Below are 24,492 nucleotides of genomic sequence, written 5' to 3' on the forward strand. Positions count from 1 at the left end.
TCGTCCATTCGCGACGCACGTGATGCGCTCGCCAGTACCTCGACAGCCGAGAAGCGTCAAAACTACCTCTCGAGTAGGGTCCGGATCGCCTCGACCACTTCGGCAGGCGCCTCTTCTGCCATGAAGTGACCTGCGGACAGCGTGCGGTGCTCGAGATCGGGCGCCCACGCTTTCCACAGGGCCTCGGCGTCGTAGCCGAGCATCGAGCCCCAGTCCTGCTGAATGACCGTGACCGGCATGTGCAGTTGGTTGCCCGCCTCCCGATCGGACTGATCGTGTTCGATGTCGATGCCTGCCGACGCCCGGTAATCGGCAACGATCGACGGCACCGCCTCCCGTGAGGCGCGCAGGTATTCCGCCCGCACGTCTACCGGAATCGCTTCGCGGTTCTGCGTCCACACGTCGAGAAAGTACTCGAAGAACGCATCGGCGCTGGCGCTGATCATCTGCTCGGGAAGACCAGGTGGCTGAGCCATGAGATAGAGATGGAACGCCACAGCAGCATTCGATCCATGCAGGATGTCCCACATATCCAGGGTGGGGAGCACGTCCAGCGAGCCGAGTTGCGTGATCACATCCGGATGATCCAGCCCCGCTCTGACGGCAACCAGTGCGCCACGATCGTGGCCGACGAGGGCAAACTTCTCGTGTCCCAATTTCCTGGCCACCTCGACGATGTCGGCAGCCATTGTTCGTTTGGAGTAGGTGTCCGGGTTTTCCTCGACCGGTTTGTCGCTGGCTCCGTATCCGCGTAGATCCGGGCAGATGACGGTGTGATCCGACGCCAAGGCAGTGGCTACGTGACGCCACATGAGGTGAGTCTGAGGGAAGCCGTGCAGAAGGACGAGTGGTGTTCCGCTTCCGCCGACCGCGACGTTGAGCCGCACTCCGTCTGCTGTGGAAATCTGCTGGTAGTCGAAGCCTGGAATGGTGATAGTCATCGATCGCTCTCGTTAGTCGGGGTGATGGCAGGTCGGGGTGATGGCAATCAGCTTCGCCGCAGTCGATGAGCGTTCGATGAGCGCGATAGCGTGGGGAAATGCGAGACCACACATTTGAAGCCCCGGCTTTCGGAGTGCTCGGACCCGTGGTCGCGTGGAACGAGTCTTCACACCAGATCGATCTGAAGGGTCCACGACACCGAGCGGTCCTCGCTCGTCTCGTCGTCGCCCGCGGACGTGTTGTTCCCGTGGACGTGATTGTCGACGACCTCTGGGTCGATCCTCCGTCCGGCGCTACCAGCGCAATACGTACGTTCGTTTCCGCATTGAGGCGTGCGCTCGAACCGGATCGCGCGCCGCGAAAGAAGCCGAAAGTCATTGTCACCGAAGGGCCCGGTTACGCCTTTCATGCAGCACCCGACGCGGTCGACGCTTGGGAATTCGAAAGACTGGTGCGAGAAGCCGCAGATTCGACGCCGGCGCAATCACTCGAACTGCTCCGAACCGCGCTGCAGCTGTGGAGAGGGCCGGCCTACGCGGAGTTCGCCGACGAGCCTTGGGCCCGAACGGAGCGATCACGCTTGGAGGAACTGCGTCTGACTGCCGTCGAACGCTTGGCATCCGCGCAGCTCGATCTCGGGCGAGCTGCCGAAGCGATTCCCGATCTGGATGCCCACGTGACGGAACACCCTTGGCGCGAGGAGGGTTGGCGACTACTCGCTCTGGCGCTGTACCGGTCCGATCGTCAAGGCGATGCTCTGGCAGTCCTACGTCGCGCACGGAAGTTACTCGCCGAAGAGTTGGGCATCGACCCTGGTCCACGACTGAACGACCTCGAGTCCGACATTCTCCGCCGGGAAACCCGCCTGGATCCTGTAGGGGCAGAACAGATCTTCAGTCAGGTTTCGGCAGCGTACGACCGGACCGTAGCGGCAGGATCGAAATCGAGATTGGAGTCAACCGTCGGCCTCCTCCGAAGTTTGGCAGTTGCGGGCGGAAGCGGACTCGAGACTGCCCGAAACCAACGACTGACAATCATCGGCGCCGCTGAACAATTGGACGACGTCGAACTCACCGCGCGGATCATCGGCAATTACGACGTGCCCGGGATCTGGACGCGATCCGACGATCCTCGGCAGGCTACGCAGATCGTCGAGGCCGCTCAGCGCACTCTCGATCGACTTCCGGCCGGCAACGAACCCGCTCGGGCGAGACTGTTGGCGACAATCGCACTCGAATCGCGCGGACTGCCCGGTCATCACGGTCTCGAATGTGCCCGTGCCGCAGTACAGATCGGTCGCGCTCTCGACGATCCAGGGCTCCTGGCCTTCGCTCTGAACGGATTGTTCATGCAGACGTTCTGGACTAACGGTCTGGCCTCCGAGCGCGACGACATCGGCCGTGAACTGGTCGACCTCGCCATTCGACACGGCCTGGCTACCTTCGAGATCCTCGGCCATCTGATCCGCATGCAAGCCCTCAGCGCCCTTGGGCAATTCGATGCAGCCGAGCTACATTCCGAGACGGTTGATCGATTGGCCGGACGTCACGAACGCCCGTTGGCAGCGGTGTTCACCACCTGGTTTCGCGCTATGCGTACTGCCGCTGCCGGCGCGGCGGCCGCGCACTGCGAGAAGCTGTACGAAGCTGCGGCGGTCAATCTTTCCGATGCCGGCATGCCGGGTCTCGCGGACGGCATACTCCCTCTCGCAATTCTCGCCCTCCGCGTATGGCGGGGACTGCCGGCGATTTTCGACCCGACCACGCAGTGGGGCCCCTACGAACCCTGGGCCCGGCCACACCTGCTCATCGCACAGGGGCAGACGAACGAAGCAGCGAAGGCCGTCGAGGCATTGCCGGACCCGCCCGAAGACCTACTCTCCGAGGCACTGTGGTGCTTGACTGCCGCAGCGGCGACTGCAGTCGGCGACCGTCGAGTCAAGGAGCGTGCGCGAGCGGCGCTCCTACCTGCCGCCGCCGAAATAGCCGGCGCCGGAAGCGGAATGCTCACCGTGGGACCCGTCTCGCACTACCTGGCCGAATTGGAGCAGGGCTGAACCGTCAGGTGAATGCAATCACCGTCTCACCCCACGCCTCCCGGATCTCGCGGTCGAGATCAGCGACGAGGGCATCGCGTTTGTCGATCAACAGTGTCGAGCGTGTGTCGGTGTCGTAAGTGGGCCACCCCGGGTCCGCACCCAGTTCGCGATCGTCCCCGGCGTCGTAATCGCCTGCAGCTCTGGCAAAGTCCAACCACCTCGCCTGCATGCGCTCAGAGACATGACGCGCCGCGCTCAAGCCACCCAACTTGTAGGTGATGTCTCGTGCCCCGTGGTTGATATTGCCGAAGACGTAGGCAAGTTCGGTGCCGTGGGTCGCACCGATCTTCAGCGCCTTGAGCATCGGCGGCGCGTAGTCGAAGCGATACAACCACGTCGGCGCAACCTTGCTGTGCGCCTCGGCGATCCACAACGTAGGCAGCCGGAATCCGAAATCACGGGTCAAACCGAGACCGGCGCCCAGCTTGGACAGTCCCGAATACGCGCCTTCGATTTGAGAATGATCCGGTAGCTCGAGTCCTGGATGCTCGTCGGCGATCTCCGCGAACATCGACGTGATCACGACGGGATCGATCGGCATCAACGGCGACTTCATCATCCGGAAGAGCGAAGATTCGTCCTTGTTGGTTCCGATGATCAGCGGAATCGGGTGTGCATTGCCGTGACGGAACGCGCGCACCGGGTAGTCAGGGAGCAGATCACCGTCGACGATCGGCGCGAACGCCAAAGTGCCAGGCGTCTCCTGGGGGACGCGAGCAAACAGTTCGTCTGACGGCCCGATCAAGTCTTCGGCAGACGTGGACCGCAACAGACCCAGATCGCTTCCGCCGCTGAAGATCTCGAGAAACAGCTTCGCGACGATCTCACCACGTTCACTACCGTACACCGAGGTGGCGGGCGAACTTTCGGCGATAGCGCGATGAAACAGGCCGCGAGCGGACGGGACGGTCATCAGCGTCGTCACCGCGCCGCCACCTGCCGACTCGCCGAACAACGTCACTTTGTCGGGATCGCCACCGAAAGCCGCGATGTTGCCTTGAACCCATTGCAGCGCTGCAATCATGTCGCGGAGAGCGACATTGGGCTCGAAGGTATGTTCACTCGAATTGAAGGACGAGAAATCGACGAAGCCGAACACACCGATGCGGTAGTTGATCGAGACGACGACAACGTCGCCGTTCTCAGCCAATGTGGTTGCGTCGAAAAGTGGTTGGCTGGACGCTCCGCGGAAATACGCTCCGCCGTGAATCCAGACCATCACCGGTTTACCCGGCGCATCAGAACCGACGGCGCCGGGTGCCCACACGTTGAGGAACAGGCAGTCTTCGTCCATCGGAACGTTCTCACCGAGCGGGATCATCGCGAGTCGACTTTGCGGCTCACACGGCCCGAATTCTGTTGCGTCCTGGACCTCGGTCCATGGCTGCGGCGGAACCGGCGCGCGAAATCGCAGCGGACCGACCGGAGGTGCCGCGTAACGAATCCCCTTCCAACTCGACACCGAGCCTTCCGTCGATCCTCGAACCGGCCCGTACGTTGTCTCGACTACCGGCGCTTCGCTGGGTGTGATCGTCATTCGATTTCTCCTCGAAAACAAGTTGCTACTTCGACAGGGCTTCGACAACGTGCGAGAGTTCCAATGCTGCCAGCATCAGGAACAAAACGGTCATGATTGCTGCATTGTGGCGGATCAGAGTGCTTTTGGTGGCGCTCAGTGCATCGGTCACCTTCGCCGAGGGCACGGCAGCCAATGCTGACAGCACGATCAAAGCGATGGACGCCCCTACCGCGAACAGGACGGAGTACGCGATCACTGATACCCAGCCGAGGTGCCCGCCACCGATGATCGAACCTGCCTTGAGTTCGAGCGGCAGGTTCTTCGCGTTGGGTACGGTCAACAACAGTCCCAGGACCGCGGCTTTGGCCGGTTGCATCGAGTCGATCTGCGCCAGCCACGACGGCATCGCCGGCTCGGCATCGTCTTTCGGACGGCTACGCCAACTCGAGTATGCGAGCGCCAGAAAACCGACAGTGAACACGACGGCGAACACCGTCTGGACGGTATGCGCGCTGCCGCTGGACTTCGATTCCACTCCGGTGGTCGAAAGTGCCGTCGCTGCTGTGATCGCTGTCGCGGCCAGCACGATGCTCGCGGTGTACGCGAATGCATTTGCCTTCGCCCGAGTCGACAGTAGGATCGCGATGATCGCAACCAGAGGAATCGGGCTGATGACGACGCCGGTGGCGAGTGGGATGAGCTGCGCAGTAATCGATTCCATTTCTGCGACCGTACAAGCGGCCAATCCGGCCATTGGCGAAACGTTCGGCCTCCACGACATCGCCACTCACGGTGTCACAGAAGCACGGCTGTGAGGACCACCCGGTCTTCCTCTTCGACAAGTTCGAGGGACGTTACCGTACCGGCGAGCGATTCAAGCCCGATCCCTGAGTCCCGTGCCACCGGCAGCCGACCCGGCGAACTGATCCGCACTACTACCGCCCGAGCATCGGAGAGTGTCACCTCGAGGAAGACGGGCCCTCCTGCACCGTGTTTCACGGCGTTGGTCAGTCCCTCCGACAGGATCTCCACCACGCTGTCGAGCCGAGCGGAGCCGGAACCGATCACCGCCCAGACTTCGTCGTCGACGTGACTGACGACCGGAATTGCGTAGCGCCACACCGTGACAAGATCATCGATACGCTTTCGGGCATCGGAGTCAGCCGGCTGATCGGATGACGCAGACAGGTCGCTTTCCAAGCCGTCGAGAATGTGGGCAATGGTTGCCGCAACATCGACTGGGCGACCGGCAACGGCGCCCGAAGACCATGCGGCCGCTACGAGTTCGCCCTGCACCGACGAGTGCAACAACCTGGCCAGTCCACGTCGGGTGTGCATGAGCTCGGCATGGATACGAGCTGCATCGAGCGCTTGCCGGCTCAGGGCACTGCGGAGTTGACGCTCCTCGTCCTGACGCTGCGTATCCGCAGCCCTGATCAGGCAGACGGACAGCGCAACCAACGGGTAGACGGCCATCGACGAGAAATAGAAAGTCGGGGTACGGCCGAACACCGTCAGGAGCAGCCACGTCGCGGTACTGCTGATCAGCGCACTCGAGCAGTACACCGCAGAAAGAGTCGCGATCCGTCTCAGAGGGCCGTCTCCGCTGCTGACAACTCGGCGAGCGCACGCATTGCCACCGACGAAGAGCCAGAAACCGACGCCGAGCTGGACCGCCGTGAACGTCACGCCGTAAGTCGTGAGCAGGTAGACGGTCACCAGTGCCGTGTACGCGAACACCGGTACGTACAGTGGCGCCGGTTCAACGCTGCGTACGACGCCGATCAGTCGATCTCTCGCCGTCAGCCGCACAATCGGCGTCGGTGATTCGATCGGGGGAATCTCCCGGAACAGTCGATGACTCATCGGGCGAACCACGTCGTCGGAGATTCGCTTCAAGAGAGCTGCTCCTCGCACTCCCTCGAGTTCCGTTTCAGCAACCGCGTGCATGACCGTCTCGATACTGCGCTCGAGCTCTCGCCGACACTGCGCACGGGTTTGGCCGAGGCGGAATCGATCCCGGGTCTGTTGGAGTTGGACGGCGGCCCCGGCAACCTTCAAACTCCGTTGCAGCGCGAGGCGGTCACGGAGAGCGCTTACCAGTACGGCGGTCAACGACAAGAAGACAACGCTGCACACGACGTTGAGTGCCACCCGGACGAGCATCGGTCTGGGGTCGACGGGGAGTTCGAGCGCGCGGGTGATCGCGTCGAGGACGAACGGGCGGATCGCGCCGATCATTGCGAACAGGGCCAGGGCTGCGAGCTGCGATCGGTGTGCTGCAAGAACAGCCCTCGCCATCAGCAGCATCACCCCGACAACGCAGTGGGTCGCGAAGGCGCCGACTGCCATCAAGCCTACTTCGCGCACCCCGGTACACAGGTAGTAGTTGGCCATCACGGTCACCGCGAACGGCAGCGTCAGAATCCAGGACCACTTGGTGACGATGTTCCGATCACCGAGACGAAGCCACCACTCGCGCGGGTTCACACCGAGTCGGTCACTTCGGGCACACCGAAATGGCGGATGAAGATACTCGCAGCAAGCACTCGCGGATTGGTGGACGAATCGTGCGTCAATCCCAGGCTCTCGAGAGTGCGCGCGATGAGCTTCTCCACACCTCGGATCGAGGACCCACGATGCGCTGCGATTGCGCTGTTCGACCACCCGAGCGAGATGTAACGCAGAAGATCGAGCTGTGATCTGGTGAGGCTCGACAAGGCGGAGTCCGGATCACTCCCGAGCGTCGGTGGCTCGGTTTCCGTCAACGCGGCCTCCACTACGCCGATCAACTGATCCGCCGACTGGACAGCCGCCTTGTCCACGAACAGCGATTTCGGCGGCACACCCGCAGAACCTGGCGCTGTCGATGCGTTGGGGTAGTTCGTCAGGAACACGATCGCGCAATGCGGAGCCTTCACGGTGACGATGTTCGCGAGATCGACGCCGTTCGGCCGCACGCCAAGGTCGATGTCCGTGACCAAGAGGTCAGGATCGAATCCGTCGAACTCCGTGAGCGCTTCGACCGCCGATCCGGCCGTACGGACCACGAACCCGGAGTGTGTGAGTGTGTCACCGACGAGCGCACGCATCAGTGGTTGGTCTTCCACCACCAACACCCGTCGCACCCACTGGCTGGTCTCCATGACCAGAGATTAACCGTTGGGAGAGTGCGTATTCGACCGAGCAGGTGGTGACGGATTCCGAGTAACACGGCAGTTATCAACCAGGCGGGTTCCAAGCATTTCGCCCGATATGTCCCAAGCGTCGGAGCGCAGGGTGTTCCGAGTACACACCCCTTCGACCATCAGGACGGGCCATGACCGCACCGATCACCCCGAAGAACACCGCAGTACGACGAGCCACTTTGCTGGCAGTATGCGTGAGCACCGCAATGCTCATGCTCGACATCGCCGTCGTCAACACCGCCCTGCCGTCGATCGCATCCGATCTCGATACCGGAGTCAGCGCCCTGCAATGGGTGATCGACGCGTACACGCTGGCATTGGCGACGGTGGTTCTCAGCGCCGGATCGTGGGCAGACCGACGGGGTCGACGCCATGTTTTCATCATCGGCATTCTGTGGTTCACCACGGCATCTCTGTTCTGCGCTCTGGCGCCGAACATCTGGGTGCTCGACCTCGCGCGGGCCGCTCAGGGTATCGGCGGTGCCGTACTCTTCGCCTGCTCACTTGCCTTGCTGGCGGACGTGTTCGAGAAGGGTCCCCAGCGCGCGACTGCTCTGGCTGCATACGGCGCCACGATCGGGGGCGCGTTTGCCGTCGGCCCACTGGTGGGCGGGTTGCTCACCGAGTTGTTGGATTGGCGCGCAATCTTTTTGATCAACGTTCCGATCGGGTTGATCACACTGGCGATGACGGTGCGGTGGGTTCCCGAGTCACGCGATCCTCGGCCTCGCCGCGCGGACGTGCCCGGGCAGATTCTGGTGTCCACCGGCCTGGCAGCTCTGGTGTTCGGTTTGTTACGCGGTAACGAGGATGGGTGGTTCGAGCCGCAGCCGATGATCGCCGCGGTGATCGCCGCGGCCGCCATGATCGGTTTCTCCCTGCACGAGCTTCGTACCACCGAGCCCATGCTGCCCCCGCATCTGCTCGCCAATCGGGCCTTCGCCGGAGCGCAGATCGCAGCGTTCTCGATCTCCGCCTCCCTGTTCGCGGTGTTCGTCTACACGACCATCTACCTGCAGAACGTGCTGCATCTGTCTCCCGTGGACGCCGGCCTGGTGTATCTACCGGCGACGATAGCGATGTTCGTCGTCGCGGGCGCCACCGCGAAATTGGACGGGCGCATCCCCGTCTCGGTCTCGTTGACGTGCTCGCTTCTACTCGTCTCGGTGGGGCTGGTCATGATGACCGTCGTCGACGTGACCAGTTCGCCGTACGCGATACTTCCCGGATTTGTTGTCGCGTGCGTGGGGGCCGGGGTGTTCAACCCCGTCATGAGTGGGTTGGTTCTGGGCGAAAGCACTTCGAACCATTCCGGATTGGCCGCAGGGATCAACGACGCGTTCCGGCAGACCGGCATCGCAGTCGGGGTTGCCGTGCTCGGCGCCTTCCTTCCGGCGCAGTCGATGCTGCCCGGCGGACCACCGGACGACTTTGTCGGTGGACTTCGGTTGGCACTGTTTGTCGCAGCCTTCATCGCAGCTCTCGGTGCGTTGGTCTGTGCGGCGACGCTGCGCACTACCAGCGTCAACCAGACTCTTTCCGAGGAATCCGAGCAGATGTTGACGAGAACTAGTTGACCGTTTTGTCCTGCATGTATGAATTTCGCTCCTTAGAATCGAACCGTCCTGCGTCCGCAGGTACGAGGGGAAACGGATGATCTATCGACTGCTCGGGCCGTTGGAGGTCGCACGGGGTCCGGCGACGAGCGACGTGATCGATCTGGGCCCTCGAAAACAACGAACGGTCCTTGCCGTTCTACTGCTCAACCGTGGTCGCGTCGTCTCCACCGACCGGCTGATCGATGCTCTCTGGCACGACGACGCACCGGCGAGTGCGATGGCAAGCATCCAGGCGTATATCTCCAACCTGCGCCGAGCGCTACGCGTCGAAACCGGTACGGCGTCACCGATAGTGCGTCAATCGCCGGGCTATGTCCTCGAGGTCGCTCCGGCAGACGTCGATCTGTCGGTGTTTCTCGACGACGCCGAAACGGCGCGACAACACGCTGAGAACGAACGGTGGCAGCAGGCTTTGACGACCGCTGACCGTGCCCTCGCCTCGGTCCGGGGGCAGCTTCTGGACGACCTGAACGACGCGCACTGGGTGGAGGTGGAAGCCGCAGCCTTCGAGGAAGTGCGGACCGAGTGCCGGGAGACCCGGATAACGGCGCTTCTGGCTCTGGGGCGCCTGGCACCCGCGCTGGTCGAAGCTGCTCAACTCTGTAGCGAGTACCCGTTCCGCGACCGGACCTGCTGGCTGCGAATGGTTGCCCTGCATCGGGCGGGCAGGTCACCGGAAGCCTTGGAACAGTTTCGATTACACGCGTCTCGGCTCGACGCCGAGCTGGGACTGGAGCCCGGCGGGGAGCTGACAGCATTGCAAGGCGCGATCCTGCGCCACGAACCCGGCCTGGCCGCCTGGCCGCGCACTCCGGGATGGACGGGGGCCGAACAAGTGTCGGTCCCGGCTTCTCCCCCAGCCGTAGCAGCGATGCCCGAGACGGATTCCTCACGCTTGTTCGTCGGGCGCGACGCTCAGACGATTGTCGCCGACAAGATGCTCGACGACGTTCGCCGTGGCTCACCTCGCTGGTTGATCTTGACCGGCCCCGCCGGCATCGGCAAGACACGATTCGCCGAGGAGTGTTCGTCGAGAACAACGTCCATTCGAGGAGCCACCGTCTGGGCACGTTGCCCGGAGGACGACGGAACGCCGCCGTGGTGGCCGATCCGCCGACTGGTTCGGGAACTCGGAGCCGACGCCGATTTCGTACTGACGCCGCCGACGGACATCGATCCGGACGAAGCGAGATTTGCCGTCTACGAACGGGTTCGCACCACCATCGAAGCTGCGGCGAAAGATGCACTGTTGACCGTCGTCATCGACGACATTCAATGGGCCGATCCCACGTCCCTTCGTTGCCTGACCTACCTGGTCGGCGCAATGACCAGTGCCAGAGTCTGGTTCGTGTCGACGCTCCGAGACTCGGAAGTCGGGCCGGCAGTGCGCAAGTTCGAAGAAGCCGTACTCCACGGCGAAGGAAACCGAACCATGATTGTGCCGGCGCTCGCGCAGGGCGAGGTTGCAACACTCGCAAGGTGCGTCTCCGGGGACTGGCTCGACGACGCGGAGGCGCGAACCCTGGCGGAACGAACCGGCGGCAACCCGCTGTTCGTCTCGGAGTACGCCAGGCTTCCCCGGAACGAGCGACTGGGCGACGGCATCCCCGTCGCCGTTCGATCTGTCCTCGGTCGACGGCTTGCCGCAGTGGAACCGGCAGTGTTGCACGCTCTTCGGGTTGCCGCAGTTATCGGCGACGCCATCGAGGTGTACACACTGGCCGCAGCCACCCGTCTCGATGTCGACACTCTCGCCGACCATCTCGACGCGGCTGCTGATGAACGAATCATCGTCGCGGACTCGGCAAACGGCGGTTACGTCTTTGCTCACGGCCTTCTCCGAGACGAAGTCCTCGAAGCGATACCCACGCTTCGTCGCCAGCGGATACATGCCCGAGTTGCCGAAGTGCTCGAAAATTCCTCCGATCCGGACCGGCTGAGCCGCCGCGCGCAACATCTGATGTCGGCACTTCCCCTGGTCGATCCACTCGTCGTTCTGGAGGCATGCACGGCTGCAGCTCAGGATGCGACCGATCGGTGGAGTTCGGAGACCGCGGCCGAGTGGTGGGAGGCAGCTGTCCGCGCGTTCGACTTACTTCCGGTGTCCCAGCAATCCGCTGACGATCGGGACGACCTGCTGGTGGCCAGAGTCGAGGCCCTCGCCCGCGCAGGTCGAGGGCAGACAGTTCTCGACGTCGTCAATGCCGGTCTCCTCGAGGCTGTTCGGGAGGGGCGAACCTCCGCCGTCGGACGATTGGCAGGCGCATTACTTCGGGCCGCCGGTGCGTGGCCGTGGGTTTCCTACGGTACCGATCCGGGACCACTGCTCGAACGGCTCGCGGCGGTCGAGCCCTTGGTCGAGAACGACAGTTCAGCTCACGCACGGGTTCTTGCTGCGCTGGCGGTGGGAAGTTGCTACCACCCCGAAGCCGAGATCCCGAATCGATGGAGCGCCCGTGCTCTCGACATCGCCCGCGAACTCGACGATCCGGATGTGATCGCGGACGCGCTGCTCGGACGGATTCTGCTTTTCTCCGGAGTCGCGGTGCACAGCGCGGAGTCCATGCGCCTACTGCGCGAGCTTTTCGAACTGCCGCACCAACAATCGCGTGTCGACAGCGTCGTCGCACACGCCGTCGCGAGCATGACGGAGATGAATCTGGCCAATGTCGATGCTGCCGTCAAACACGTCAGGCAGGGGATCATCGGCTGCGAGCTACTGAGACTCCCGGTGGTTCGGGTCCAATTACGCTGGATGGAAGCAACTCTCGCCGAATGGTACGGAGACTTCGCGCAAGCCCGCCGGCAGTACGAGACGGCCAGGCAGATCCATCTGCAAACGGAGTTGTACACGGCTGGCAGCGCAGATCTGGCGTTCAACACTCTGGAATGGGAGCGAGGTGCGTTGGCAGAATCTGATCCCGGTGTCGTGGAACCTGATTCGTGGACCATCGCCATCGACGCCGCCCGAGGCGAGCGCGAGGCCACTTCCGAAGGCATCAAGAAGTGGCTGATCAATCGCGGGCCACAGACGTGGACGACATTGGGACACCAGACACTACTTGCACGCGTCGTGGCAGATCTGGAACTGGTCGAATACGCCGACACGTTCATCGACCTACTCTCGCCACACACCGGCTGCATCGCAACGGTGGGCCATGTCGGTGAACTGGGCTCGGTCGCCGAAGCCTCCGCGCGTCTGCACGCGCTTCTCGGTCACGTCGAGCAGGCATCGACTCTCCTGGATCAGGCCGAGAAGATCGCAACTGGCTCCGGCGGAGCACCAACACTGCTGCGCTGTCGACTGCTTCGGGCGCAGCTCCGAGAGCCGTCCGCCGAACGTGAACGGGAGCTGACGGAAGTGGCGGCCGAATCGGAGACACTCGGTATGCGGGGCGTAGCTGAACGAGCGCGATCGACATGGCCCTGAACTGCGAGAATGCGCTTGGATAAAACTTGGATCCGCTCGGGATACATACGTCAAGAACCACCCAAGCCTGTTCGGACATCCTTCCCTTGACCGAAAGACGGATGAGGAAAGGAAGACCATGAACCTTCAAACCCCCACGCTCGACGCCGCGGTCGAATCACTGCGCGCAGAGGTGACCGGCTCCGTTTCCCTGCCTGGCGAAACGGGATACGAGTTGGCGATTCCGTGGAATGCAGCGGTTCCCGTCGCGCCTGGCGCTGTGGTGGCAGTCGAGAGCGCGCAAGACATTGCCGCAACTGTGCGATTCGCGGCGAAGTTGGGTCTGCGCGTCGGTGTTCAGCGCACCGGCCACGGCGCGGTCCCTCTCGGCAGTGACGTTCTCCTCGTCCACACCGGCAGGCTCACGGAGTGCGTCGTCGACCCCGAAAACCGCACTGCCCGAATCGGCGCGGGCTTGATCTGGCAGGACGTCATCGACGCTGCCGCACCCCACGGCTTGGCGCCACTGGCAGGTTCTTCACCCACTGTCGGAGTCGCCGGCTTCCTCACCGGCGCCGGCATCGGCCCGTTGGTGCGCACGTACGGGCTGTCGTCGGATCACGTTCGTTCGTTCGACATCGTCACCGGCAGTGGCGAACTCATTCATGTCACCCCCGACGAACATGCCGAATTGTTCTGGGGGCTACGCGGCGGCAAGGCCACACTGGGCATTGTCACAGCCATCGAGATCGACCTACTACCTGTCACCCACTTCTATGGCGGTGCACTCTATTTCGACGGCGCAGATGCAAGCGCGGTCGCGCACGCCTGGCTGGACTGGGGCGCCGACCTGCCTGAGCACAGCTCGACCTCTCTTGCCTTTCTGCAACTTCCACCCCTTCCACAGGTTCCGCCGCCGCTGGCCGGCAGGCTCACCGTCGCGGTCAGATTCGCAAGTCTTGCCGAGGAATCCGATGCCAAGTCACTGATCGACCGAATCCGTTCAATCGCAACACCCTTGATCGACGCAGTCGGTGTGCTGCCTTATGCCGCCCTCGGGGCAGTGCACGCCGATCCCGTCGACCCGATGCCGACGCACGAATCCACGGCATTGACCAACGAGCTGTCACACGAGGCCGTCGACGCATTGCTGGCCGCTGCCGGCCCCGGATCCGGTTCACCCCAAACCGTCGTCGAATTACGTCTCCTCGGGGGCGCACTCGCACGGGAACCTGAGCACCGCAGCGCCTTCTGCCATCGTGACGCTGCCTTCTCGCTGTTCACCGTCGGAGTTCTTGCCCCACCGATGGTCGACGCAGTAGTCCCGCACGCCGAGACTCTCGGACGAACGATGGCGCCATGGACGAACGGGCATGCACTGCCCAACTTCGCGCCGAGCGTCGACCCGGAGAAGATCGCCCGCACCTACGACGAGGACACCGCTCACTGGCTGAGCGCTTTGGCGGACACGCATGATCCACAGGGAGTTCTGGCCGTCGGTCAGGTCATGCGCCGGATCGCCTGAACTTCGCCAACTCTCGCAACCGGACCAGATCCCAGGCGTGCCGGGGGCGACGGATGCCCGGTCGATCTCGGGGGACTCTGACCCTCAGCGCCTGCGGACTGACCGTGCATCTGACCGGAGTTGGCATCACCAGCGCCTCGCCGTCGACGCCGACCGGAATCTCGTCGGTGTCGGCGTCGACGATCACCTCGAATCCGGTGCCCTGAGCCAGACCGTGTTGATGCGCCCGATGGAGCAACCCGATGGCCTGACGTGCACTGCTGACGGAGATCGCGACGATTCCGAGAGTGCCCCGGTCCAATCGCGGCCGATGACCGAGCCCCGCCAGGTCGTTCATCTCGTACGGGCCGTTGCTGACCAGCACAGCCTGTGGACCCACCGCGGACACGCTCGGGGAGCGCGCGGTCAGCACCGCTCCGGCACGTCCGGCGAGGAGATCCGGGAGCATCTGCAAGAAGGTGCTGGTCTTGGCGTCGCGGTACTCCGGACTCTGGACTACCTCGGCGTACGCCCCGAACGATGCGTTGTTGACGAAAGTTCGACCGCCGACATTTCCCAGATCCACCGTGACCTCGACGCCGTCGACGAGCGCGTCGAGGCACCGAGACGGATCCTCGAGATCGAGCCCCAGATCCGCGGCGAAGTGGTTGCGCGTTCCCGCGCTGACGACGAGGAAGGGCAGGTCGTGTTCGGCCGCGACAGCAGCAACCAGTGCCTGTGTTCCGTCGCCACCGGCCACACCGAGTAGGTCGGCGCCGTCCGCGACCGCCTGCCTGGCCAAGGCCGTCACGTCGATCTTCTCGGGCCCCTCGAGCAGTGCGACCGTGGCCCCCCGTTCCTCGGCCTTGCGTTTCAAGTCGAACTTCTCGACCTTTCCACCGCCGGAGTTCGGGTTCATCACGAAGAACGGTTTGACGGGCGGCGGTGCAGTTCGCTCGACAACCGGCAATTCCTTCTCCTCCCCCTCCAAGGCGGTGCGAGCGAAGATACCGGCTACGACGAACAACCCGATCGCAAGGAGCACCACCCACAGGAGGCGTTCTCGGACCAGGAAGGTGAGCACCACGATCGGCGTCAGAACCGCCACGGCCAACGAGAGCCAGCGGAGGAATCCGCGGGTGGTCAGAAACCAGTACACGGCTACGACGCACACGACCACCCCACCGATCCCCAGGATCAGCATGGTCAAGGTTTTCAGTCCGGCGAAGATCAGGAGCACCGCGACTGCAAGAACCAGGGCCGCAAAGGCTGCGCGCGCCAACCAACTCTGTTTCGACGAGGGCCGATCCGTGTGGGCAGAGGTCGTCATCGAGCCACCTCCCCGCGATTGTCATTTCGGCCGGTACTTCGACGCTATCCCTTCGAAGCAGGCCAGTCACCTACCGGCAAGAATCTCGCGATCGCGCACTGCTACTTTATGACGACACCTCGTCATAAAAAGGAGTAGCCGTGACAACACCGACGTCCGAAGCGTGGGAATCCGCCGAAGGAACCCTGACCGGCATTCGGAAAGCCGGACTCCACGGACTACGTTGGACGGCCTGGTTGGCCGGCGCGACAGGTCTCGCACAATTGGTGTCGATCGGGCTGAACTTCACCGACACTGTCAGCGGAATCGTTCCGGCCACGTACCCGCCTGTAGATGTGGCGTGCAGCGTCGTCGCGCTCGTTCTTCTGGTCAGCCTGCTTGTCGGCCGCCCCAACGGTCCCGCGATGTTGTCGAGTCTCGCCCTCCTCATGGCCATGCTGATGGCGCCCACCCTTCACAAACATGCACCCGAGTCGCTCTGGCTGGCGGCGGCACACGCCGTCTCGGTCGTCGCCGTCATCACGCTGTCCGTGATGACTTCGCGGTTCTCCAGTGCCGAGTTGGATCGGTCGTGACACCGGATTCACCCCTCTCGCTTGCAGCTGAGGAATGGATCACTGATCTCACTACCGCGGAGATGGAGCGATTGCGCAAACGCACGACGCTCACACTCGCCGAAGAACAAGAGGTCTGCCGATCCGTACGCTCGATCGCGCAGCAGATGATGCTCGCACCCGTCTCGATGTGGCAAGGTGATCCGCGCCTTGTTGCGGACCTGTTCGACCTCCCCGTGACCGTCAATCAGACCCAGGAGGATCGACCATGCCGAAGTTGACCGGTGGTGCGACGACCGCAGAGCACAAAATCGCCACCCGAGAAGCCATGTTGGACGCATTCATTCGCGAACTTCACGAGCAGGGTTGGCAAAACGTGAAGCTGCAGACCGTGGCCCAGGCGGCCGGCGTCTCGCGGACAGCGGTGTACAACTACTTCCCCGACAAATCCGCGTTGCTGCTCGCCTGGTCCACCCGCGAGATGGACAGATTCCTACTCCTGGCCGAGCGTGAACTCGCGGACCGCGAGAATCCTGTGGACCGACTCGAAATCCTCGTCAAACTGACACTCGTCGAATTCTCACTGCAACGATTCACAGGAATCGCGTTGGTCGAATTGTTGTCAGCGCAGGATCGCGAAATTTTCCTCGAACATATTGTCCCGCTGTCGGTTCTGGTCGAACAGCTCGTTCAGGAAGGTGTCGACGCCGGTGTCTTTGTCGATTCCGATGCTGCCGCATCCGCGCAACTCATCCTCGCCTGCGTGGAAAGCCGACGCCCGATGCTCATGGCCGGCGACCGAGTGGACGCCGTCGTAGCGACCACCGTCCCGTTCATCATGCGCGCGTTGGGCGTTGCGTGGCCGACTTCCCTCGCGGCCGAACCCTCCGATCGCTCTGCTCACGATCGGTAGGATCGCAGATATGCATTTCGACCTCCCGCCCATCGATCAGCAGGCCGAGCGATTGATCGAACTCGGTGTTCACGAGATGGCTGGACTTTCTGCCGGCGATGTCAGGGAGGCCGCAACCGGGCACGGTGATGTCGGACTACTCACCGTGCACGAAAAACTGGCTCCGGCTTCAGTTCTGACTCCGCTGCTCGAGCTCGAGAACAAGCGCGGATTCATAGTTGTCGACATGGCGGACGTCGATCTGTTCGCCCCCACCGAGCAGGCAACGCTGCCCGAAAGCCCATTACATCTGCTCAGTGGAGTCGACCGCGGGGATCACCTGGCCAACTGGAGCCCGGACGAAGCATTGCCCGCAATCGTCGACGCAGACCGTACGCCGCTGACGCTTACCGAAGGCATCCACTGGCTGTTGCAGCGCCCCGACATTCTCGAACGCGGAAAGTGTTTCATGACCATCGGCTCCCGACTGCGCAAACCTGACGGATCCTTCGACACCAGAACTCCCGCCGTGTGGATCAGCAACGGAACCGGTCGCGACGGCAAAGACAACCGCAACGCCCCGAAAGTCGGGTGGTGCTGGTGGGGTAACCGCCACACGTGGTTGGGGTTCGCATCGGCGAGCGACCGGGTACCGCTCCCGAACTAGAGCACGGTTGCGCGGTCGAATCGGTATCGATCCTTCCACGGCATCTCGGCCTCGAGCATTGCAGCGGCAGAAAGTAATTCCGCGTCGCAACCCCATTTCGCCGAGATCATCACGCCGAGTGGAACGCCGTCTTCCGTCCAACCGAGTGGCAGACTGATCGACGGGAAACCGGTTGCATTGGCGACGACGGTGTTTCCGGTGAAAGCGACCATGTCGATCAGTTCGGTCGCGGGATCTTCGTCGTTGCGCAACTCCCCGATCGCAAGCGGCGGCTTCGTCACAGTCGGAGTGACAACAAGGTCGGCGTCGGCGTAGTCGAGACTCCATCGTCGCGCCCAGGCCTGAACAATTCCGATTGCCGCGGCCAGCTCGCCCGAAGGCACCTCGTTTGCTTGAACTCGCAAGTGTTGCACTATCGGACGCAGAAGGTGTTCGTACTCCTCCGGGATCGGCTTGGTTCCCGCCAAAGACGAGAACATCTTGACGAAAGCATCGATGAAAATGTCATCGCGAGCCTGCGGTCGCTCGAACACGTTGTGGCCCAAACCCTCCAGCACAGACCCAACCTTCGATACAGCAGCCGAGAGCTGCGCATCCACAGCTCCGCCGGAGACCGATCCGTGAGCAAGAGCGACGGTCAAGGGGCGGGCCTGAACTCCCCCAGCCTGTACGACGAACTCTTCGAACGACTTCGGCCGAGGCGGGTGGATAGTTCCGGCGCCGGGTCGCGTCGCCAGAACGTCCAGCAGCGCAGCGGTATCGCGAACTGTCCGGGCGATCGGCCCCTTGCTCGCAAATCCGAAGTTGTCATGCCCCGCCACGCCCATCGTGATCAAACCGCGGCTCGGCTTGAGGCCAACGACTCCGCACGTACTTGCCGGCGAACGCAACGAACCGGCGGTGTCACTTCCCTGTGCAAACGGCACCAGACCAGCGCCGACGGCGGCAGCAGCGCCGCCACTGCTGCCGGCGGCACTCCGCGTGCGATCGAACGGGCTGCGAGCAGGCGGAGCGACTTCCGGCTCGGTGTAACAGGCTGCCCCGAACTCGGGCACCGTCGTCTTACCGATGTCGATCAACCCACCTTCTCGGATCGCCTCGACGATCTCGTCGTCAGCGTCCGGCACGAAGTCGCGAAAGAGCGCCGATCCGAAGGTCGTGCGAATGCCGCGCGTTGCGTCGAGGTCTTTGATTGCCGTCGGAACGCCGAACAGACGCGGAAGGGGCCCGGCGTCCCGCTCGTCCAACCTGCGCTGCGCTTGTTCGGCGAGGGCGACAGCGTGCTCCCCGGCGATCGTCGTGAAGGCGCCGACGTCATCGGCAGTGGTCGCACGGTCGACGAAGTACCTGGTGACTTCGGGAATCGAGACCTGCTTGGCGGCGATCACACCGGCAAGTTCGACGGCAGACAGTTGATGGAGATCGGTCATCGGGCAGCGCTCCTTGGAGGTCGATGGACACTTGTAATTTCGATACGCGTATCGCTATTGTTGTCAGCATGGTATCCGAATCCACCAGCTCTGCAAGGGCTGGTCGACCAAAAGCATTGAGTCACAGACAGATTCTTGATGCCGCGGCAGAGATCGCCGATACGGACGGCCTGGATGCGGTGTCATTTCGAGTGCTCGCCGAACGACTCGGCATATCGCCGATGTCCGTCCACCGCACAACCGGCGGTATCGACGCCTTGAGGCGAGATCTGATCTCGACTCTCGTAGGCGAAGCCGTCTCGTCGATCGACTGGCCGACCGACTGGCGCGGGGTTGCCCGCACGTTCGCCTACGGCCTCCACGATCTCCTGATGCGCCATCCCCTGGTCCTGGAAGCCCATCGGCAGGCATCACTGGAAGCACCCGGGGCCGACGATACCGCCCACCGAGTCGTGAGCGCCCTTTCCTTGGCCGGCCTCGAGGACGAGCAGGCCACGTACGCATACGGCGCGCTGCATGATTTCGTCACCGGACACGTCGCAATTCAATTGGGACGCGACGCTTTCGACACCGCACCTGCCGATCGACGCGAGGCATCGGTGTTCGCACTTCATCACGATCCCACCCGAAGGTTCGAGTTCGGAGTCGCCCTCATCCTGGACGGTGTAGCGTCGATCGCGCAGCAAGGAACCACATCATGACGAGCAGCGTGACCACAACCGAAATTCGCGACGCGTCGGGGCGTCGTATCGCATTCTGCGAGTACGGCGATCCGACTGGCCACCCGGTAGTCGTGGCCCACGGATCACCTGGCAGCCGATACGAAGGGCTCTCACTCCACAACGCGTCTTCGACGGCAGGCATGCGGCTGATAGTCCCCGATCGACCCGGCTTCGGACGCACGGATCCGTACACGGACAAGGGATTTCATTCCTGGGACGACGACTACGTCACCCTGGTCGATCACCTAGAGTTGGACTCGACCACACTGATGGGTTTCTCCGGAGGCGGCGGTTACGCGCTCGCAGTCGCTGCAGCCGTTCCCGAACGAGTCTCGAAACTGGTGCTGGCGTGCGCCATGATCCCCGGGGCACCGCGAGATACTTTGCGACGCAGAATAAAACTGGTATCTGCGTTGTACTTTGCCGCCACCTGGGCTCCCCGTGTGGCCGGCGCAATGCTCGCAGGAACCGGAGTGTTCTCCAAGCTACGCAGCGACTCAGTCTCGATCTGGCCGGCCGCCGATCAGGCCGTCATGACCGACGAGGTACATCGCCCCGCTCTCCAGTTGGATTCATCCGAAGGGATCGCACAGGGTGGATCCGCAGGGGTTGTCGACTTGGCTCGGTATCGCCACGAGGTGCCTGGACTCTTCCAATCGATCTCGGTACCAACGGTTTTCCTACACGGAACCGACGACGGAAACGTACCCATCGAAGTAGCCCGCTGGGCACACTCGTTGATTCCCGACTCTCGCTTCGAAGAGATCAACGGAGGCGGCCATCTGTTCGTCGTCGCCGACCCCACTCCACTCCTTCGCGCCCTCGCCTAATTCCCTCTTGACTCGAACGCGTGTTCGAGTATCCTTTTGGGAGGGGATCGGGGGATTCAATGAGTGTCTTGTTGTCGGACGTGGTGTCGGGTTCTGCGGTGGGGTTACGCGGACGGTTGTGGCAGTTGTCTGCTGCAGAGTTGCGCGCTGCTGCGGTGTCGGCGAGTGCGGAGATTCTGCGCCTCGAGGCTGTGCGTGTGGCGGTGGTGGACGAGTTGTCGTTGCGCCCGGATGATCAGGTGATTGCCAGCCGCGGAGTGGGGTCCTGGTTGGCGGCCAACACGATGCTGCAGGTTCGGGACGGGAAGAAGATCGCCGCGTTGGGTACTGCTTTGCGGCCGTTTCCGGCGGTGGCGGCTCGGTTCGATGGCGGGGATTGCTCGTTCGAGCATGCTGTGTTGATCGTGGCGTTCTGTGAATCACCACCTAAAGGCATGCCGGAGGAGGCGCTACCGAAGTGCATCGATTTGTTGCTCGCTGCCGCGTCGGGGGTGGAGGCGACAACGACGAAGGTGCGGAACGTGATCGCGACCTTGGAGCGGTTGTTCGAATCGGATGAGATCCCGCCCGCCGAAGATGTCGATCTCAACGAGTTGCGGATCGCGTCGACGCTCAATGGTCGGGTGGTGGTGCGTGGGGATTTCGATGCCCTCACCGGGGAAATGCTGCTCTCCGCGTTGTCGAATCTGACGATGCCGACCCCGGCACCGGACGGGACTCCCGATGCTCGGTCGGCGGCGAAACGGACCGCGGATGGGTTCACCGAACTGATCCGGCGTTATCTCGATTGCGCCAAGACTGGTACCGATGGTGGTCAGCGTCCGCATGTGAACGTGCACATCAATGCTCGTGATTTGGCTGAGCATCGGGATTGTGCCGCACAGTCTTCGGATTCGGGTGATGACGGCTCACTGGAGCCGGCCGATCTTGATGTCGGGCACATGCCCTGGCTCGGACCACTGTCCGTGTCACAGACCCGACTCCTCGGGTGTGACTGTTTCCTCTCCACTGTTCTGCTCGACGATCACGGCGCACCGCTCGATGCGAAACCAGGAAAGAGGTTGGTCAACGCCGAACAACGCGTCGCGTTGATCGCCCGAGACAGGGGCTGCGCGTTCCCGGGCTGCACATGTGTACCGGCGTGGACTGATGCGCACCATATCCGGCACTGGGCGAACGGTGGCCCGACGGTGATGAACAACCTGGTCCTGCTGTGCCGTTCACATCACCGATTGATGCACCGAAAATCCGGGTTCGTCGGGAAATGGGAAATCCGCATCGGTGTCGACAACAAACCCTGGTTCGTCCCGCCGCCCTCGATCGACCCCGGACAGCAACCCAGGCCGGCGAACACCACCTTCAAAACCTGAGGGGTCAAACCTCTTTGGCGACAACAGAACACGGACCAGCGCCGCATCGAGGAGACCTCGATGCGGCGCCAAAAGACATGCTCAGCCCAAGTCGGCGACAATCCGCTCGGCGAGAGGCCGTGACGACGCCGGATTCTGACCGGTGTAGAGCTTGCGGTCCACCACGACATAAGGCGACCACGCCTCGGCCTTCGAGAATTTGCCGCCCAGTTCGCGTAGGCGAGTTTCGAGCAGCCACGGAGCCTTGTCCGCCAGACCAGCCTGCGTCTCCTCCTCGTTGGTGAACGCGGTCAGCTGATAGCCGTCGAACAGCCAGCTTCCATCGGGTCTCTGGGCCGGCAGGAGTGCCGCCGGCGCGTGACACACCGCCGAGACCACCTTGTCCGCGTCCAAGAAGTTCACGAGAAGCTCACCGAAGGATGCCGACACCGCAAGATCCTCCATCGGTCCGTGCCCACCCGGTACAAAGACCACGTCGTAATCGGCAGCATCGGCGTTCTCCAGAATCTCCGGCGAATCGAGCACCGGCTGCAGATCGGCGATGTACTTGCGCATACGGTCGGCGCCTTCTTGCCCGCCGTTCACCTCGGGCGCCAGGCTTCCCTCGTCCACAACGGGAGCTTTACCGCCAGGCGTCGCGATCACGATCTCGTAGCCGGCGTCGACGAAAACGCGATGCGCCTCGACCAGTTCTTCCGCCCAGTACCCGGTCGGGTGGGGTGTTCCGTCCTTCAGCGTCCAGTGATCTGCAGAAGTGACCGCAAACAACAGCTTTGTCATCGCGCAACCTTTCGTCGGTAAAAGGAACCCCTTGGTGACAAGACACCATCTTCAAGGCCCGATCAATGAAATAACGTCCAGTCAGTGCAACACGCTGCCCTTGTGAGAATTCCTCACCACCGCAGAATCACGTCACCCGTCAGGTCCCGATCGGCTTGCCGAACAGTCCCGCGACGAGTTCACCAACCGCATCCACCCAGACTGGCCAGGTCCTCTGATCAAGCGCCATGGATCCAGCGTCGAAGGTGCTGCATCCCTGCTGAGCAGGCACACCAGCGAACCGATCACGAAGCCACAGTAGAGCACTCGGCAATGCGACGACTTCCATGCTGACGTGCTCACTGAAGTGGTCTCTGGTGTAAACGACACTCGCAGAAGGATCTTGGCAATAGGTATCGACAAGTTTGTTCACCGGGCCAACAGGCACCAACCAGTCGGGATTCGACTGATAGATGTACATCGGCACGTCAGGAACCGACTTACCCATGGCAGCTCGGGAGAGCGCAGCTCTCACCGTGGGGTGTTGGACGGGATCTCCCGGGACATCGAGGAAGCCCTTGATGTTGAGGAAGGGCACTGCAGCTGACGTCCAGAGCATGCACAGGTTGTCCTTGGCAGCGAAAAGCGCTCGGCCGACAGGGTTTATGTGCTGATCGATGAAGCCTGCAAGTTCAGGATCTTCTCGGCTCACTCCGATTACACCGGCAGCGACGATCCCGGCCCCTAGAGCGTTGTTGGCATTGTCGAGCAAAGCGCCGAGATCCGCGGCAACACCACCTTCGGCGACTCCGACGATATTCAGTTCCGGCGCGTACGCCTGCCGTATTTCAGCTGCGTGACCGGTAGGAATCGATCCACCCGAGTAGCCGAGCAGCCCTACGCGAGTTGACCGCCCTTGCAGCTCCATGGGTTCGAAGTTCTCAGCAGCACGAATACCGTCGAGCGTGATCCGGGCCGCGACGGGGCCGGAGGCGAAGGAAGAATTGGGTCCCTGATGATCGGGCACCGACAATGCCCAACCCTGCGCCAGTGCCGCCTGCACTTCGAGGAATTGAGCCCCACCGGTCGCAGCGCCCGTCACCAGCCACGGCAACGCGCCTTGCTGCATGACATACGAAGGTGCGCAGTAGTTTCCGAGTGAATCCTCTGCCATCTGAAAGGACAGCAGCGGGCGCGGGCCCCCATCGCGAGTGTCGCCACGCGGCTTGATAACTGTGGTGACAGCAGGAATCGCCTCGCCCGCAGCATTATTGGATCGATACGAGATCTGCCACGCATCCACGTTGGTCGGAATCAGGTTGAGAGTACCGAGATTCACCGCACGAGCGGCGATGATCTCACCCGGTTCCCTGGATTCGACGACCTCGACAGGCGGTTCATAGAAGGCCTGGTCCAGTTCAGGCAAAGGCGGTGCAACCGCAGGCGGCAGGGCAGGCTGGACCTGAATTTGGGCGGGAACACCTTCGTCCGGTGCCGCTGAGGCAGGTGCCGAAAGTCCGATCTGCCCGATTACTGCAATCACGGCAATTGCGAGGCCCCCGCGTTGTCGGTCAGTTGTCCAGCGTCGTCCCATACCAATTCCTCCCCGGAAAAGCACAGATTGCCTTGTGTTGCCGCAGTTCTCATCACGAGCACACA

Annotated in this window: 20 protein-coding genes; 11 read left to right on the plus strand and 9 right to left on the minus strand. The window is 62.6% G+C overall.

Annotated elements, in window-relative coordinates; genetic code table 11:
* Positions 1–62: 62 nt before the first annotated feature.
* Entirely contained in the window at positions 63–941 is an 879-nt protein-coding gene (locus tag RHP72_RS27640; RefSeq protein WP_003942926.1) for an alpha/beta fold hydrolase, read from the minus strand.
* A gap of 98 nt (positions 942–1,039) precedes the next feature.
* Here RHP72_RS27640 and RHP72_RS27645 point away from each other — a divergent pair, with 98 nt between their 5' ends.
* Complete coding sequence (locus tag RHP72_RS27645; protein WP_058226811.1) at positions 1,040–2,998, plus strand: BTAD domain-containing putative transcriptional regulator; 1,959 nt, start codon at positions 1,040–1,042, stop codon at positions 2,996–2,998.
* 4 nt (positions 2,999–3,002) lie between these two features.
* On the opposite strand, the gene RHP72_RS27650 is transcribed toward RHP72_RS27645, so the two are convergent.
* The 4 genes from RHP72_RS27650 to RHP72_RS27665 all read right to left on the minus strand — a co-directional run bounded on the left by RHP72_RS27650 (position 3,003) and on the right by RHP72_RS27665 (position 7,705).
* On the minus strand, positions 3,003–4,577 hold the full coding sequence (locus RHP72_RS27650; protein ID WP_311094083.1) for a carboxylesterase/lipase family protein: 1,575 nt from the start codon (positions 4,575–4,577) through the stop codon (positions 3,003–3,005).
* 25 nt (positions 4,578–4,602) lie between these two features.
* On the minus strand, positions 4,603–5,280 hold the full coding sequence (locus tag RHP72_RS27655) for a GAP family protein (RefSeq protein WP_064113576.1): 678 nt from the start codon (positions 5,278–5,280) through the stop codon (positions 4,603–4,605).
* 74 nt (positions 5,281–5,354) lie between these two features.
* On the minus strand, positions 5,355–7,049 hold the full coding sequence (locus RHP72_RS27660) for a two-component system, sensor protein (RefSeq protein WP_311094084.1): 1,695 nt from the start codon (positions 7,047–7,049) through the stop codon (positions 5,355–5,357).
* A complete protein-coding gene (locus RHP72_RS27665; protein WP_052417016.1) occupies positions 7,046–7,705 on the minus strand; it encodes a response regulator in 660 nt (219 codons plus the stop codon). Before RHP72_RS27665 ends, RHP72_RS27660 begins: the two co-directional genes overlap by 4 nt.
* A 173-nt stretch (positions 7,706–7,878) precedes the next feature.
* On the opposite strand from RHP72_RS27665, the gene RHP72_RS27670 reads away from it, so the two are divergent.
* From RHP72_RS27670 to RHP72_RS27680, 3 genes are all read left to right on the plus strand, one after another.
* Positions 7,879–9,324 carry an MFS transporter gene (locus tag RHP72_RS27670; RefSeq protein ID WP_125052330.1) on the plus strand — a complete coding sequence of 482 codons (1,446 nt, stop codon included), beginning with the start codon at positions 7,879–7,881 and terminating at the stop codon, positions 9,322–9,324.
* A 76-nt stretch (positions 9,325–9,400) separates the two neighbouring features.
* A complete protein-coding gene (locus RHP72_RS27675) occupies positions 9,401–12,796 on the plus strand; it encodes a BTAD domain-containing putative transcriptional regulator (RefSeq protein ID WP_311094085.1) in 3,396 nt (1,131 codons plus the stop codon).
* Positions 12,797–12,914: 118 nt separating this feature from the next.
* Entirely contained in the window at positions 12,915–14,300 is a 1,386-nt protein-coding gene (locus RHP72_RS27680; RefSeq protein ID WP_054188288.1) for an FAD-binding oxidoreductase, read from the plus strand.
* On the opposite strand, the gene RHP72_RS27685 is transcribed toward RHP72_RS27680, so the two are convergent.
* Positions 14,281–15,609: a diacylglycerol kinase family protein gene (locus tag RHP72_RS27685; protein ID WP_064075088.1), complete on the minus strand. Its 1,329-nt coding sequence runs from the start codon at positions 15,607–15,609 to the stop codon at positions 14,281–14,283. The genes RHP72_RS27680 and RHP72_RS27685 overlap by 20 nt on opposite strands.
* A 140-nt stretch (positions 15,610–15,749) precedes the next feature.
* Here RHP72_RS27685 and RHP72_RS27690 point away from each other — a divergent pair, with 140 nt between their 5' ends.
* From RHP72_RS27690 to RHP72_RS27705, 4 genes are read left to right on the plus strand one after another with little or no spacing between them, the layout of a single operon-like run.
* Complete coding sequence (locus RHP72_RS27690; protein ID WP_054826733.1) at positions 15,750–16,184, plus strand: hypothetical protein; 435 nt, start codon at positions 15,750–15,752, stop codon at positions 16,182–16,184.
* Positions 16,181–16,444, plus strand: a complete 264-nt coding sequence (locus tag RHP72_RS27695) for a hypothetical protein (protein WP_007730221.1) — start codon at positions 16,181–16,183, stop codon at positions 16,442–16,444. The genes RHP72_RS27690 and RHP72_RS27695 overlap by 4 nt, the downstream gene beginning before the upstream one ends.
* A complete protein-coding gene (locus RHP72_RS27700) occupies positions 16,432–17,076 on the plus strand; it encodes a TetR/AcrR family transcriptional regulator (RefSeq protein ID WP_054826732.1) in 645 nt (214 codons plus the stop codon). Before RHP72_RS27695 ends, RHP72_RS27700 begins: the two co-directional genes overlap by 13 nt.
* A 10-nt stretch (positions 17,077–17,086) precedes the next feature.
* Positions 17,087–17,722, plus strand: coding sequence for a DUF5701 family protein (locus RHP72_RS27705; protein WP_007730217.1), 636 nt, complete (start codon positions 17,087–17,089; stop codon positions 17,720–17,722).
* Here RHP72_RS27705 and RHP72_RS27710 read toward each other — a convergent pair.
* Positions 17,719–19,152 (minus strand): amidase, encoded by a 1,434-nt coding sequence (locus tag RHP72_RS27710; RefSeq protein ID WP_054826731.1) that lies wholly within the window; start codon positions 19,150–19,152, stop codon positions 17,719–17,721. The two genes, RHP72_RS27705 and RHP72_RS27710, sit on opposite strands and share 4 nt — an antisense overlap.
* Before the next feature lie 116 nt (positions 19,153–19,268).
* Between RHP72_RS27710 and RHP72_RS27715 the strand changes: the two genes are divergently transcribed.
* Genes RHP72_RS27715 through RHP72_RS27725 form a run of 3 tightly spaced genes read left to right on the plus strand, consistent with a single transcriptional unit; the run spans position 19,269 to position 22,074 of the window.
* Positions 19,269–19,853 carry a TetR/AcrR family transcriptional regulator C-terminal domain-containing protein gene (locus tag RHP72_RS27715; RefSeq protein WP_311094086.1) on the plus strand — a complete coding sequence of 195 codons (585 nt, stop codon included), beginning with the start codon at positions 19,269–19,271 and terminating at the stop codon, positions 19,851–19,853.
* Entirely contained in the window at positions 19,850–20,704 is an 855-nt protein-coding gene (locus RHP72_RS27720) for an alpha/beta fold hydrolase (protein ID WP_054826730.1), read from the plus strand. The genes RHP72_RS27715 and RHP72_RS27720 overlap by 4 nt, the downstream gene beginning before the upstream one ends.
* Before the next feature lie 59 nt (positions 20,705–20,763).
* Positions 20,764–22,074, plus strand: a complete 1,311-nt coding sequence (locus RHP72_RS27725; protein WP_073512499.1) for an HNH endonuclease signature motif containing protein — start codon at positions 20,764–20,766, stop codon at positions 22,072–22,074.
* 81 nt (positions 22,075–22,155) lie between these two features.
* Here RHP72_RS27725 and RHP72_RS27730 read toward each other — a convergent pair whose 3' ends face one another.
* Both RHP72_RS27730 and RHP72_RS27735 read right to left on the minus strand, forming a co-directional pair.
* A complete protein-coding gene (locus tag RHP72_RS27730) occupies positions 22,156–22,854 on the minus strand; it encodes a type 1 glutamine amidotransferase domain-containing protein (protein WP_030537402.1) in 699 nt (232 codons plus the stop codon).
* 139 nt (positions 22,855–22,993) lie between these two features.
* Positions 22,994–24,427 (minus strand): lipase family protein, encoded by a 1,434-nt coding sequence (locus RHP72_RS27735; protein ID WP_134929594.1) that lies wholly within the window; start codon positions 24,425–24,427, stop codon positions 22,994–22,996.
* Between the last annotated feature and the right edge of the window lie 65 nt (positions 24,428–24,492).

It is taken from the genome of Rhodococcus sp. SG20037, from assembly GCF_031763325.1.
In the GTDB taxonomy this organism is placed as follows: Bacteria; Actinomycetota; Actinomycetes; order Mycobacteriales; family Mycobacteriaceae; genus Rhodococcus_F; species Rhodococcus_F qingshengii.